Origin of the sequence: Hydrogenophaga aromaticivorans, from assembly GCF_013387465.1 — a bacterium.
Classification (GTDB): domain Bacteria; phylum Pseudomonadota; class Gammaproteobacteria; order Burkholderiales; family Burkholderiaceae_C; genus Hydrogenophaga; species Hydrogenophaga aromaticivorans.
In genome coordinates this window covers 1-11,679 of record NZ_VYGV01000004.1, presented here as the reverse complement: position 1 = coordinate 11,679, position 11,679 = coordinate 1, and the positions used below count along the sequence as shown (strand labels likewise).

13 protein-coding genes and 1 pseudogene are annotated in these 11,679 nt (G+C 67.6%); 11 read left to right on the top strand and 3 right to left on the bottom strand.

Going from position 1 to position 11,679, the window contains the following annotated elements; translation table 11 throughout:
- From F3K02_RS03085 to F3K02_RS03055, 7 genes are all read left to right on the top strand, one after another.
- A partial coding sequence (locus F3K02_RS03085; protein WP_246309135.1) for a DUF1365 domain-containing protein occupies positions 1–648 on the top strand: 648 nt, incomplete at its 5' end.
- Positions 649–673: 25 nt separating this feature from the next.
- A complete protein-coding gene (locus tag F3K02_RS03080) occupies positions 674–1,897 on the top strand; it encodes an SAM-dependent methyltransferase (RefSeq protein WP_177133222.1) in 1,224 nt (407 codons plus the stop codon).
- 23 nt (positions 1,898–1,920) lie between these two features.
- Positions 1,921–2,493 carry a chalcone isomerase family protein gene (locus F3K02_RS03075; protein WP_177133220.1) on the top strand — a complete coding sequence of 191 codons (573 nt, stop codon included), beginning with the start codon at positions 1,921–1,923 and terminating at the stop codon, positions 2,491–2,493.
- On the top strand, positions 2,490–3,848 hold the full coding sequence (locus F3K02_RS03070; protein WP_177133218.1) for an MFS transporter: 1,359 nt from the start codon (positions 2,490–2,492) through the stop codon (positions 3,846–3,848). Before F3K02_RS03075 ends, F3K02_RS03070 begins: the two co-directional genes overlap by 4 nt.
- Positions 3,845–4,387, top strand: coding sequence for a DUF3833 domain-containing protein (locus F3K02_RS03065; protein WP_177133216.1), 543 nt, complete (start codon positions 3,845–3,847; stop codon positions 4,385–4,387). The genes F3K02_RS03070 and F3K02_RS03065 overlap by 4 nt, the downstream gene beginning before the upstream one ends.
- 25 nt (positions 4,388–4,412) lie before the next feature.
- Positions 4,413–5,285, top strand: a complete 873-nt coding sequence (locus F3K02_RS03060) for an SDR family NAD(P)-dependent oxidoreductase (protein WP_177133214.1) — start codon at positions 4,413–4,415, stop codon at positions 5,283–5,285.
- Between the two features lie 6 nt (positions 5,286–5,291).
- On the top strand, positions 5,292–5,735 hold the full coding sequence (locus F3K02_RS03055) for a nuclear transport factor 2 family protein (protein WP_177133212.1): 444 nt from the start codon (positions 5,292–5,294) through the stop codon (positions 5,733–5,735).
- 116 nt (positions 5,736–5,851) lie between these two features.
- Here the strand turns inward: F3K02_RS03055 and F3K02_RS03050 are convergent, their stop codons facing one another.
- Entirely contained in the window at positions 5,852–6,466 is a 615-nt protein-coding gene (locus tag F3K02_RS03050) for a glutathione S-transferase N-terminal domain-containing protein (protein ID WP_177133210.1), read from the bottom strand.
- A gap of 171 nt (positions 6,467–6,637) precedes the next feature.
- Between F3K02_RS03050 and purB the strand changes: the two genes are divergently transcribed.
- Complete coding sequence (gene purB, locus F3K02_RS03045; protein WP_177133208.1) at positions 6,638–8,065, top strand: adenylosuccinate lyase; 1,428 nt, start codon at positions 6,638–6,640, stop codon at positions 8,063–8,065.
- 220 nt (positions 8,066–8,285) lie between these two features.
- Positions 8,286–9,053, top strand: a complete 768-nt coding sequence (locus F3K02_RS03040) for an oxygen-binding di-iron domain-containing protein (protein ID WP_177133206.1) — start codon at positions 8,286–8,288, stop codon at positions 9,051–9,053.
- A gap of 103 nt (positions 9,054–9,156) precedes the next feature.
- Here the strand turns inward: F3K02_RS03040 and F3K02_RS03035 are convergent, their stop codons facing one another.
- Positions 9,157–9,558, bottom strand: coding sequence for a DUF3717 domain-containing protein (locus tag F3K02_RS03035; RefSeq protein ID WP_177133204.1), 402 nt, complete (start codon positions 9,556–9,558; stop codon positions 9,157–9,159).
- Positions 9,559–9,928: 370 nt separating this feature from the next.
- Between F3K02_RS03035 and F3K02_RS03030 the strand changes: the two genes are divergently transcribed.
- Both F3K02_RS03030 and F3K02_RS03025 read left to right on the top strand, forming a co-directional pair.
- Positions 9,929–10,660 (top strand): TerC family protein, encoded by a 732-nt coding sequence (locus F3K02_RS03030; protein ID WP_177133202.1) that lies wholly within the window; start codon positions 9,929–9,931, stop codon positions 10,658–10,660.
- A 75-nt stretch (positions 10,661–10,735) separates the two neighbouring features.
- A complete protein-coding gene (locus F3K02_RS03025; protein ID WP_177133200.1) occupies positions 10,736–11,086 on the top strand; it encodes a phage holin family protein in 351 nt (116 codons plus the stop codon).
- Between the two features lie 18 nt (positions 11,087–11,104).
- Here the strand turns inward: F3K02_RS03025 and F3K02_RS03020 are convergent.
- A pseudogene (locus tag F3K02_RS03020) lies at positions 11,105–11,679 on the bottom strand (M48 family metalloprotease); the annotation flags it as partial.

Below are 11,679 nucleotides of genomic sequence, written 5' to 3'. Positions count from 1 at the left end.
CGCAACCGCCGCGCCGCGCTCGCTTTCCGCGACGCCGACCACGGCGACGGCCGCAGCGACAGCCTGGCCTGGCTCGACGAACTGCTGCAGCAACACGGCATCGACGATGCCACCGGTGAGGTCTGGCTGCACACCTACCCGCGCGTCTTCGGCTACAGCTTCAAACCGGTGAGCTTCTGGTACGCCCACCGCGCCGACGGCTCGCTGCGCGCCGTGGTCGCCGAAGTCAACAACACCTTCGGCGAACGCCACTGCTACCTGCTGGAGAACCCGGTCTACGGCGTGCCCTGCACGGCGGACAAGGTGTTCCACGTCTCGCCCTTCTGCCCGGTGCGTGGCCAGTACCGCTTCGTCTTCATGCGCAGCACCGTCGACGGACACGACCGCACCGTGGCGCGCATCGACTATTACGACGCGCCCGGCGAGCCGGTGCTGATCAACACCAGCGTCAGCGGCCAGCTGCAAGCGCTGGACGCGCAGAGCGTGCGCCGCGCGCTGTGGCGCTACCCGGCCATGACCTTCGGCGTCATCGCACGCATCCACTGGCAGGCCTTGCGCCTGTGGATCAAGCGCGCGCCCTTCTTCCGCCAGCCCGAGCCACCGCGCGACTTCGTCACCGCGGGCGATGCCCCACCGCCTGCCCTCTGATCCTTCACCGCTGCCCACCGCCGCCATGAACAGCACCACCGCCCCCAACGCCGGTTTCGCCCTGCCCCGCAACGCCCCCGCCGCCGCCCGCAGCACGCTGCAACTGCTGCAGCGCCTGCGCCACGGCAGCCTCACGCTGCAACTGCCCGATGGTTCGGTGCAGCGCTTCGGCCATGGCGAAGGCATCCACGCCAGCCTGTCCCTTCACAACTGGAAGGTGTTCGGCGCGGCCCTCAAATCGGGCGACATCGGCTTCGCTGAAAGTTACCTCGCGGGCGACTGGCACACGCCCAACCTGACCGACCTGCTGCGCCTGTTCATCGCCAACCGGCGCGACATCGAAGACGTGATCTACGGCTCGTGGTTCGGGCGCCTCGCCTACTGGATCCAGCACAAGCTCAACCGCAATTCCAGGACCAACAGCCGCAAGAACATCCACGCCCACTACGACCTGGGCAACGCCTTTTACGAACTCTGGCTCGACGGCACGATGAACTACTCGTCGGCCCTGTTCGAAACGCCCGACCAGGACATGGTGGCCGCGCAACACGCCAAGGTGCGGCGTGCGCTCAACATGGCCGGCGTGCAGAGCGGCCACCGCGTGCTGGAGATCGGCTGCGGCTGGGGCGCGCTGGCCGAGATGGCGACCACCGAATTCGGCGCCTCGCTCACCGGCGTGACCCTGTCCACCGAGCAACTGGCGTTTGCGCAGCAGCGCATGGAACGGCTGGGCACGTCGTCCCGTGCCGATCTGCGCTTGCAGGACTACCGCGACATCAACGACGAGCCCTTTGATGCCATCTGCTCGATCGAGATGGTCGAGGCCGTGGGCCGCGAATACTGGCCGACCTACTTCCAGTCGGTCGCGCGCCTGCTCAAACCCGGTGGCAGCGCCTGCATCCAGAGCATCGTCATCGCCGACGAACATTTCGACCGCTACATCCAGGGCACCGACTTCATCCAGCAGTACATCTTTCCCGGCGGCTGCCTGCCGTGCCCGCGCGCGTTCCGCGCCGAGGCCCAGCGCGCCGGGCTGGAAGTGGTCGACCAGTTCGCTTTTGGCCCCGACTACGCGCGCACGCTGCAGATCTGGCGCGACGCCTTCCTGCACCAGCAACAGCGCGTGCTGCAGCTCGGTTTCGACCAGCGCTTCCTGCGCATCTGGGAGTTCTACCTCGCCTACTGCGAAGCGGCGTTCGCCGAAGGCAACGTCGACGTCGTGCAGTTCACGCTGCGCAAGCCCGCCTGACCACCTGCCCACTGGAGCCCGCCATGAACACCCACCGCCCGAGCGCCCGAGCCCTTTGGCTGGCGCTGGCGCTGGCCGGTGCGCCCGGCGCAGCGCTGCTCGCCAACACACCGGAACCCACGGTGGATGCGGCGCTCAAGGAGCACCGGGCGGTGGGCCAGGCGCGGCTGCGGGTGTGGGGCTTCGAGGTCTACGACGCCAGCCTGTGGACCGCGCCGGGCTTTGACGCACAGCGCTACGCCGAACACCGCTTCGGCCTGGAGCTGAGCTACCTGCGCCCCTTCAAGGGGCGCGACATCGCCGAACGTTCGATCGACGAAATGCGCGGCCTCGCCAGCGTCAGCCCAGCGCAGGCCGCCCAGTGGCTGGCGGCCATGAGTGCGCTGTTTCCCGATGTGCAGCGCGGCGACCGCATCACCGGCGTGCACGTGCCGGGCAGCGGCGCCCGCTTCTACCTGAACGGTCAATGGCGTGGCGAGATCGCCGACGCCGGCTTCGCCCGCCTGTTCTTCGGCATCTGGCTGTCGCCCAGGACCTCGCAGCCGCGCATGCGCGACAACCTGCTGCAGCCGCTGGCCCAGGCGCGACAGCCATGAACTTCCCAACGCCAGCCACCGAGCCCGCCGCGCGTTTCACCGCACCCGGTGGCTGGCGTCACGGCCTGGGCTACGGGCTGCTGGGCCTGCCGTTGGCGTTCGTGGCGCTACCGCTGTACGTCATCCTGCCCAACCACTACGCCCGCGAGTTCGCCGCGCCGCTGGCGGCGCTGGGTGCGGTGTTGCTCGGCGCGCGCCTGATCGACGCCGTGCTCGACCCCTGGATCGGCCGCTGGTGCGACCGCCTCTTTGCGCGCTCCACCGGCGCGGTGCTGGGCGCCGCGGCGCTGGCCGCGGTGCTGCTGGCGCTGGGGTTGTGGGGCCTGCTGTTTCCGCCGGCCGCCGTGCTCGACCACGGCATGGCGGCCCTGCTGGGCTGGGCCGGCGGCGTGATGGCGATCACCTACACCGCCTTCAGCGTCGTGAGCGTGGCCCACCAGGCCTGGGGCGCACGGCTCGGCGGCAACGAAGCGCAGCGCAGCCGCGTGGTGGCGTGGCGCGAGGGGCTGGCGCTGCTGGGCGTGCTGCTCGCCGCGGTGCTGCCCGGCACGCTGGGCCTGGGCGCCACGGTGTCCAGCTTCGCCGTGTTGCTCGCGCTGGGCTGGTGGGTCTGGAGCCGCTCCCTCGTGCCCGTTGCACCAGTCTCCGATCAACGCGCGGCACCCGCTGCTGCGTTGCGACCGACCCGCTCGCCACTGCGCCAGCCCGCGTTCCAGAAACTGCTGGCGGTGTTCGTGCTCAACGGCACGGCGAGCGCCATCCCGGCCACGCTGGTGCTGTTCTTCGTGCAGGACCGACTGCAAGCCTCGCCCGCGCTGGAACCGGCTTTTCTGGCCACCTACTTCCTGTTTGCCGCGCTCTCGCTGCCGCTGTGGGTGCGCGCGGTGGCCCGGTTCGGACTGGCGCGCACCTGGCTGGCGGGCATGGCGCTGGCGGTCGCGGTGTTCATCTGGGCCGCCACGCTCGGCGCGGGCGATGCCATACCGTTCCTGATCGTCTGCGCGCTCTCGGGCGTGGCGCTGGGCACCGACCTGGCCTTGCCTGGCGCGATGCTGGCCGGTGTGATCGGGCAGCTGGGCGAACGCGGCCAGCGCGAGGGCGCCTATTTCGGCTGGTGGAGCTTTGCCACCAAGCTGAATCTGGCGCTCGCCGCCGGACTCGCCTTGCCGCTGCTGGCCTGGTTCGGCTACACGCCAGGTGCGCGTTCGCCCGAAGCCCTTCAGACCCTCACCGCGGCCTATTGCCTGCTGCCCTGCGCGCTCAAGCTCGCCGCGGGCGCGCTGCTCTACACCCTGCTCATCCGGCCAGAACGTATGGCCGTCCCCACCTCCAACCCGCTGAAAGCCCACCCATGACAACCCTGAACCGGCGCCTGCTGCTCACCACCGGCGTGGCCTCGCTGGCCGTCCTGACCGGCTGTGCCGGCCCCCAGATCGGTGACTACGCGAACGACCGGCCCACACTTGACCTGCGCAGCTATTTCAACGGCACCCTCGACGCCTACGGTGTCTTCACCGACCGCTCGGGCAAGGTGGTCAAACGTTTCACCGTGGTGATGCGCTGCAGCTGGACCGGCGAAGACGGCGTGCTCGACGAAGACTTCAGCTACTCCGATGGCACGACGCAGAAGCGCATCTGGCGCCTGAAGCACCTGGGCAATGGCCGCTACACCGGCACGGCCGACGACGTGATCGGCACCGCCCTGGGCGAAGCGCGCGGCAACGCCTTCCGCTGGGGCTACACGCTGGCGCTGCCGGTGGACGGCAAGGTCTGGCATGTCGAGTTCGACGACTGGATGTACCTCATGAACGACCGCGTGATGCTCAACAAGGCCAGCATGAGCAAGTTCGGCATCCACCTCGGCGAGGTCACGCTCTCCTTCGTCAAGAGATGAAGCCTTTGTCCCACCGGCCACTCCCATGACACCCCAACGCAGTTTTGTCGAACCCGGCGCCGCGCGCACGGACCACCCCGCGCAGCAGCGGCGCGGCTGGTCCCCGCTGCGCCCGTTCAACCCGCCCATCACCGATTGGCGGGGCCTGCGGGTCTGGGTGATCGGCGCGTCCAGCGGCATCGGCCTGGCCACGGCCGAAGCGCTGATCGCGCGCGGTGCCAGCGTGATGGTGTCGGCGCGCGGTGCGGCGGCGCTGGAGCGCCTGGTGGCGCAACACACCCGCACCGGCGAGCGGTCTACGGTGCAGGCCTGGCCGCTGGACGTGACCGACACCGCCGCCGTGGCGGCCACCGCGCGTGCCATCTTCGCGCATGGGCCGCTCGATCTGGTGCTCTATTGCGCCGGCCACTACCGCGAGATGCGCGCCACCCACATGGACCTGGCCGACATGCAGCAACACCTGGCCATCAACTACAGCGGCGCCCTGAACGTGCTCGACGCCGTGTTGCCCGCGCTCATCGCGCGCGGCAGCGGCCACGTCAGCCTCATCAGCAGTGTGGCCGGCTTTCGCGGCCTGCCCAAGAGCCTGGCCTACGGGCCCACCAAGGCCGCACTCACCAACCTCGCCGAAACGCTCTACCTCGACCTGGAGCCGCTCGGCCTGGGTGTGAGCGTGGTGCACCCGGGTTTTGTGCAGACGCCGCTGACGGCACAAAACCACTTCAGCATGCCCGCCTTGATCACGCCCGACCTGGCGGCAAAGGCCATGCTCGACGGCTGGGCACGAGGTACTTTTGACATCCACTACCCCAAGCGTTTCACGCGCTGGATGAAACTGCTGCGCCTGCTGCCCTACCGCGCCTATTTCCCGGCCGTGCGCCGCTTCACCGGGCTATAAACCCGCATGCACACCCAAGACAGCCGCGCCGCCGTGGCCGGCATCACCCGCTGGTTCGAATCCCTCACTCCCGGCAACCTGGGGCAGCTGGAAGCGTTCTACACGGCGGACGCACGCTTCAAGGACCCGTTCAACGACGTGCGTGGCGTGCCCGCGATCACGCAGATCTTCAAACACATGTTCGTGGCGCTGCACGAACCGCGCTTCGTCGTGACGCAGCAGATCGTGGACGGTGCGCAGGCCTTTCTGGTCTGGGAGTTCCGCTTCCGCTTCAAGCGCTTCGACACCGTGACCGAGCAGGTGATCCATGGCGGCTCACACCTGACCCTGACCGAAGACGGCCGCATCAGCGAACACCGCGACTACTGGGACGCGGCCGAGGAGCTGTACGAGAAGTTGCCGGGGCTGGGCGCGCTGATGCGCTGGCTGAAACGCAAGGCGAACAGCTGAACTGTCACGCGAGAGGGGTAGTCCGCCCAGGATGCCGCGGAACTGGCTTTGCCAGGCCGCAGACATCGCCCCCTTGAGGGGGTGACGCGCCCTTGGGCGCGGCGCGGGGGTGGGCCTTAATCAGGCTTCGTGTCCACAAAGCTCTGGCGCAACGCCAGCTTCTCGCCGAGCTTGGCCAGGTTGGGATACGGCGTGCGCCAGTCGATGGCCGGGAAGCGGAAGTCCAGGTAACCCAGCGCGCAGCCCACCGCCACATCGGACAGGCTGAAGTGGATGCCGGAGCAGAAGGGCTTCTCCCCCAGCCCCTGGCTCATGGACTTGAGGGCACCCTGCACCTTGTCCATCTGGCGGTCGATCCAGGCGCCGCAGCGCTGTTCTTCGCTGCGACCGGGCCAGGTGGCTTCAAGCCGCGCAAGGATCGACGCGTCCAGCACGCCATCGGCCAGCGCCTCCCAGGTCTTGACCTCGGCGCGCTCGCGGCCCGAAGTCGGGATCAGCTTGCCCACCGGCGACAGCGTGTCCAGGTATTCGACGATCACGCGCGAGTCAAACACCGCTTCGCCGCCTTCCATGACCAGGCAAGGCACCTTGCCCAGCGGGTTGGACGCGGCGATCTTCGTGTCGGCGGACCACACGTCTTCCGGCAAGAACTGGTAATCCAGCTTCTTCTCGGCCATGACGATGCGCACTTTGCGCACGTAGGGGCTGGTGATGGCGCCGATGAGTTTCATGAAGCAGGGATGTGTTGGGACGGATGACCGTGGGTCGGCCATTTTAGCGAGCGATCACCGGCGCGCAGCTGACAGGCGTGGCAGGGAAAACACCCGGTTGCTGCCGGCGCTCGGGTTGACCCGTCCGCCTGACGGCGGCCCGGCGACAGGGCCGCCTCCTACAATGGCGGGATGCGCCCGACCTCCCCTTCCCCCTCTGCCTCGTCCACCCCTACCCCCTCGGCCCTGTCGCCGGTTTCCGCCCTGTCGCCGCTGGATGGCCGCTACGCCGGGCGTCTGGCCCAGCTGCGCCCCTTCATGAGTGAGCAGGGCTACATGCACCGCCGCGTGCAGGTGGAAATCGCCTGGTTCATCGCCTTGTCCGACGCCGGTTTTGCCGAATTTCCCACACTCTCGCCCGGCGCCCGCACCTACCTGATGGGCCTGGTGAAGAACTTCAATGAAGCCGACGCGGTCGCCATCAAGGACATCGAAAAAGTCACCAACCACGACGTGAAGGCCGTGGAGTACTGGATCAAATCCAAATTCGACGCCCGCCCCGAACTGGAAAAGGCTGCCGAGTTTGTGCATTTCGCCTGCACCAGCGAAGACATCAACAACACCAGCCACGCCCTGCAACTCAAGGGCGGGCGCGACGCCGTGCTGCTGCCCGCGCTGGATGGCGTGATCACCAAGCTGCGCGAGATGGCCCACGCTTTTGCCGCCGTGCCCATGCTCAGCCGCACCCACGGCCAGACCGCCAGCCCCACCACCGTGGGCAAGGAGATCGCCAACGTCGTGGTGCGCCTGGTCGCGGCGCGCGAGAAGATCGCCAGCGTCAAGCTCATGGGCAAGATGAACGGCGCGGTGGGCAACTACAACGCCCACCTCTCGGCCTGGCCCGACTTCGACTGGGAAGCCTTCAGCCGCAAGGTCATCGAGACGCCCGAGCCGCTGGGCCTGGGCCTGACCTTCCAGCCGTATTCCATCCAGATCGAGCCGCACGACTACATGGCCGAACTGTTTGACGCCGTGGCGCGCACCAACACCATCCTGATCGACCTGGCGCGCGACATCTGGGGTTACGTGAGCGTGGGCTACTTCAAGCAGCGCCTGAAAGCCGGCGAGATCGGCTCCTCGACCATGCCGCACAAGGTCAACCCGATCGATTTCGAGAACGCCGAAGGCAATCTGGGCCTGGCCAACGCGCTGCTCAAGCACCTGAGCGAGAAGCTGCCGATCAGCCGCTGGCAGCGCGACCTGACCGACTCCACCGTGCTGCGCAACATGGGCGTGGCCCTGGGCTACGCCGTGCTGGCCTACCACTCCATGGGCGTCGGCCTGGGCAAGCTGGAACTCAACGAAGAAGCGCTGGCCGCCGACCTGGACGCGTCGTGGGAAGTGCTGGCCGAGCCGATCCAGACCGTGATGCGCCGTTTCGGCGTGCAAGGTGCCTACGAAAAACTCAAGGAAGTCACGCGCGGCAAGACCGTGACCTCCGAAGCCCTGCACGCGCTGATCCGCAGCCTGGAGATCCCCCAGGCCGAGAAAGACCGCCTGCTGGCCATGACGCCGGGCAGCTACGTCGGCAAGGCCACGGAACTGGCTCAGCGCGTCTGATCCCTGCGGGCCCGGGGTGGCCCGTTTTGCCCAGAATGGCGTGAAAAAATCCTCGGATCATTCTGTTTTTGTGGCCTTTTTATGTGACCATTTGGGCTGAAAGTGCGACTTTGCTGGCAAAGTGCACCGAATGGTTGATATGGCGCAAACCGGTCAGTGACCGCGGCGCCTACAGTCCCGCGCTTGCATCGCGCCCCCCCAAAAACCCAGAGCATCCCCCATGGCCATTGAACTGTTCAACCAAAACGGCCATGTGTGCCTGATGTTCGCGCACCTGAGCGACGAGGGCGGTGAAGCGGTGCAGGCCAACCAGTTCCTGGTGATCGATGGCCAGCAGGGCGCCATCATCGACCCGGGCGGCAACGTGGCCTACAACGAGCTGCTGCTGACCATCGGGCATTACTTTCAGCCCAGCAAACTGACGGAAATCCTGGCGTCGCACGCCGACCCGGACATCATCGCCTCGCTCGATCGCTGGATGACCAGCACCCAGGCCACGCTCTACATCTCGACCCTGTGGGAACGCTTCGCGCCGCACTTCTGCAAACCCGGCAAGACCGCGGGGCGGATCGTGGGCATTCCCGACCCCGGCATGCGCATTCCCCTGGGCCGATCGGAACTGGTCGCGATTCCGGCGCACTTCATGCACGCCGAGGGCAATTTCCAGTTCTGGGATCCCGTGAGCCGCATCCTGTTCTCAGGCGACCTCGGTGTGTCGCTGGGCACGTCGGCCGACGCCGCCAAACCCATCACCTCCCTGGCCGAACACCTTCCCCGCATGGCGGGCTTCCACCGCCGTTACATGGTCTGCAACAAGGTGCTGCGCCTGTGGGCCAACATGGCGCGCACGCTGCCGATCCACATGATCGTGCCGCAGCACGGCGCACCCATCGCGGGACCCGCGGTGCAGGAGTTCATCAACTGGATCAGCACGGTGGAGTGTGGCGTCGACAACGTGACGCAGGCGACCTACACCGTACCAGCCTGACCCCCCGCGCCGCCTGCGGCGTCACCCCCCAGGGGGCAACACCTGCGGCCCGGCAAAGCCGGTTCCGCGGTGTTCTGGGTCAAACGCCCCCTCAACCTCCGGCTTACCCCGCCCGCTCGGCGTAGCGGTTGAAGCGCCAGGCGGTGCCTTCGAGCGTGATGCGCCGCCAGCTCGCGCGCTTTTCACCCGGCGTCATCTCGGTCCAGCGCTGCACTTCGTCAAAGCTGCGGCCGCAACCCTTGCACACCGCATCCCCCTGGCTGGTGGAGCAAATGGCGATGCAGGGGGTGTCTGGTGTGGTCTGGAACCAGGCCAGCCAGGCTTCGCGTGCTGGCTGCGACAGGGTGGCCTCTTCGATCTCGGTTTCGTGGCGGTACGCCATGCGCGCATACAGCTCGGCGAGCACACGCACGGGATCGGCCAGTGACAAACCATCTGACGAGGGTGAGCGCTCACGCCAGTAGTTGATCGCGGCTTCAAGATCGGAGATGTGGATGCCTGCCATGGGGCCACGATGATAGCCAGCCGCGCCGCATGAGCCTGTGGAAAGTCCGTATACCCCTGACGGGCGCGGAGCCGCAGGCCTCTATACAATCGCGGCACTCGAAGGGGAGTAGCTCTCCGGTCAGGGTGGCGGCCAACAGGCCCGCAGACCATGACCGTTCGGACCGTCGTCAAGACGAAGCGATCAGCTTCCGGCGATCCGAGCCCGGTGATCCGTCACCGGCCTGAGCAAGACCTTTGATAGGCCCACCCAGGCCGATCAAGGCCTGCCTGCCCTTGCCACGCTGCGTTCGCAACGTGCGCCAAGCGAATGTCAGCGCCCGCCGATCGGCCGAGGTCAGGGACTCTCCCCCCAACACCAAGAGGACCACATGGATTTCCTGACATCACCCCAGTTCTGGGTCGCCCTGGGACAGATCATCATCATCGACATCCTGCTCGGCGGCGACAACGCGGTCGTGATCGCGCTGGCCTGCCGCAAGCTGCCGCCCGCGCAGCGCACCAAGGGCATCATCTGGGGCACCGCTGGCGCCATCGTCCTGCGCGTGGTGCTGATCATGTTCGCCATGACGCTGCTCAACGTGCCCTTCCTCAAGCTCGTGGGCGCGCTGCTGCTGGTGTGGATCGGCGTGAAACTGATCGCGCCCGACGAAGACGGCCATGGCGACATCCAGGGCAGTGACAAGCTGCTCGCCGCCATCAAGACCATCATCGTGGCCGACCTGGTGATGAGCGTGGACAACGTGATCGCCATCGCCGGTGCCGCACAGAACGCGGGCGAACACTCGACGCTGCTGGTGGTGATGGGTCTGCTGATCTCCATCCCCATCATCGTCTGGGGCAGCCAGCTGGTCATCAAGCTGATGGCGCGTTTCCCGATCATCATCACGTTGGGCGGCATGCTGCTCGGCTGGATCGCCGGCGGCATGCTGGTCTCCGACCCGGCCCTGGCCGACCCGGCCAACATGGCCTGGATGCCCAAGCTGTCTCAGAGCGCCACCTTCCACTACGCCGCCGCCGTGGCGGGTGCGCTGCTGGTGCTGGCCATCGGCAAGGTACTTGCCTCGCGCCACAAGCCGGCCGACGAAGAAGCCAGCGCCTGATCGGGCGACTGACGAACAGGGCGGCACCTTCGGGTGGCCGCCCTTTTTCATGGGGTCGATGCTATGCTGCCCCCCATGAAACTCATCCTCAAATGGCTGCTCGCGGCCTGCGCCTTGCTGCTGGTGGCCTACCTCTACCCCGGCGTGCAGATCCAGAGCTTCACCTCGGCCCTCATTGCGGCGGCCGTGATCGGCCTCTTCAACATCTTCCTGCGACCCTTGCTCGTCATCCTGACGCTGCCGGTGACGGTGGTCACGCTGGGCCTGTTCCTGTTCGTGATCAACGCCCTGCTGTTCTGGGCCGCGGCCAGTGTGCTCGATGGCTTCGGCGTCAACGGCTTCCTGGCCGCGCTGCTCGGCTCGCTGATCTACTCGGTGTTGATGCTGGTCGTGGACGCGGCGCTCAAGCCGGTGTTCAAAGGCTGAGGCGGCGCGCAGCACCCGCTACTCTTTGCGCTCCAGCTCCAGCGCCAGTTCGCGCTGCATGCGCTCCACCTCACGGCGCCGGCTGTCCACGATGGCCAGCTCCATCGGGTCCGCCGCCCGCTGGGCCGCCGGCAAGGCCTGAGCGGCCCGGAAGCGGTCCGCCGCGCCTTCGTAGTCCATGTGCGCGGCGCGCGATTCGGCTTCGGCGCGGATCGAACGCAATGCATGCCCCTGCGCCTGGTGCGCTCGCGCCAGCACCTGCCAGGCCATGGCGTCGCGCGGATGCTGCACCACCCAGGCCTGCAGGCGCGACACCGCACGCTCTGGAACCCCCGTGGCCAGCGCGGCCTGCGCGCCGAGCAAGAGATCGGCCCGCGAGTCGCCGGCCAGGGCCTGGTCGCGCAAGCTCGCCAGCAGGGCACCGCTGGGGTCCACGCGGCTGTTGCCGCCCGCGGCGGGCGCTGTCAGCAGCAGCTCCAGCATCAGCGCATCGGCGGCCGGGCGGGCGCTCGCCGCCACCGCACCCCGCAGGCGCTGCGCCAGATCCAGCGCCAGATCGCCGCTGCCAAAGGCCAGCCGGATCACGCCCGGCA

What these genes read in the sequence shown, in the direction of transcription:
- F3K02_RS03080 (WP_177133222.1), top strand. Translation starts at nt 674, where the DNA reads ATGAACAGCACCACCGCCCCCAACGCCGGTTTCGCCCTGCCCCGCAAC.
- F3K02_RS03065 (WP_177133216.1), top strand. Translation starts at nt 3,845, where the DNA reads ATGACAACCCTGAACCGGCGCCTGCTGCTCACCACCGGCGTGGCCTCG.
- F3K02_RS03060 (WP_177133214.1), top strand. Translation starts at nt 4,413, where the DNA reads ATGACACCCCAACGCAGTTTTGTCGAACCCGGCGCCGCGCGCACGGAC.
- F3K02_RS03035 (WP_177133204.1), bottom strand. Translation starts at nt 9,558, where the DNA reads ATGGCAGGCATCCACATCTCCGATCTTGAAGCCGCGATCAACTACTGG.
- F3K02_RS03055 (WP_177133212.1), top strand. Translation starts at nt 5,292, where the DNA reads ATGCACACCCAAGACAGCCGCGCCGCCGTGGCCGGCATCACCCGCTGG.
- purB (WP_177133208.1), top strand. Translation starts at nt 6,638, where the DNA reads ATGCGCCCGACCTCCCCTTCCCCCTCTGCCTCGTCCACCCCTACCCCC.
- F3K02_RS03040 (WP_177133206.1), top strand. Translation starts at nt 8,286, where the DNA reads ATGGCCATTGAACTGTTCAACCAAAACGGCCATGTGTGCCTGATGTTC.
- F3K02_RS03025 (WP_177133200.1), top strand. Translation starts at nt 10,736, where the DNA reads ATGAAACTCATCCTCAAATGGCTGCTCGCGGCCTGCGCCTTGCTGCTG.
- F3K02_RS03075 (WP_177133220.1), top strand. Translation starts at nt 1,921, where the DNA reads ATGAACACCCACCGCCCGAGCGCCCGAGCCCTTTGGCTGGCGCTGGCG.
- F3K02_RS03070 (WP_177133218.1), top strand. Translation starts at nt 2,490, where the DNA reads ATGAACTTCCCAACGCCAGCCACCGAGCCCGCCGCGCGTTTCACCGCA.
- F3K02_RS03030 (WP_177133202.1), top strand. Translation starts at nt 9,929, where the DNA reads ATGGATTTCCTGACATCACCCCAGTTCTGGGTCGCCCTGGGACAGATC.
- F3K02_RS03050 (WP_177133210.1), bottom strand. Translation starts at nt 6,466, where the DNA reads ATGAAACTCATCGGCGCCATCACCAGCCCCTACGTGCGCAAAGTGCGC.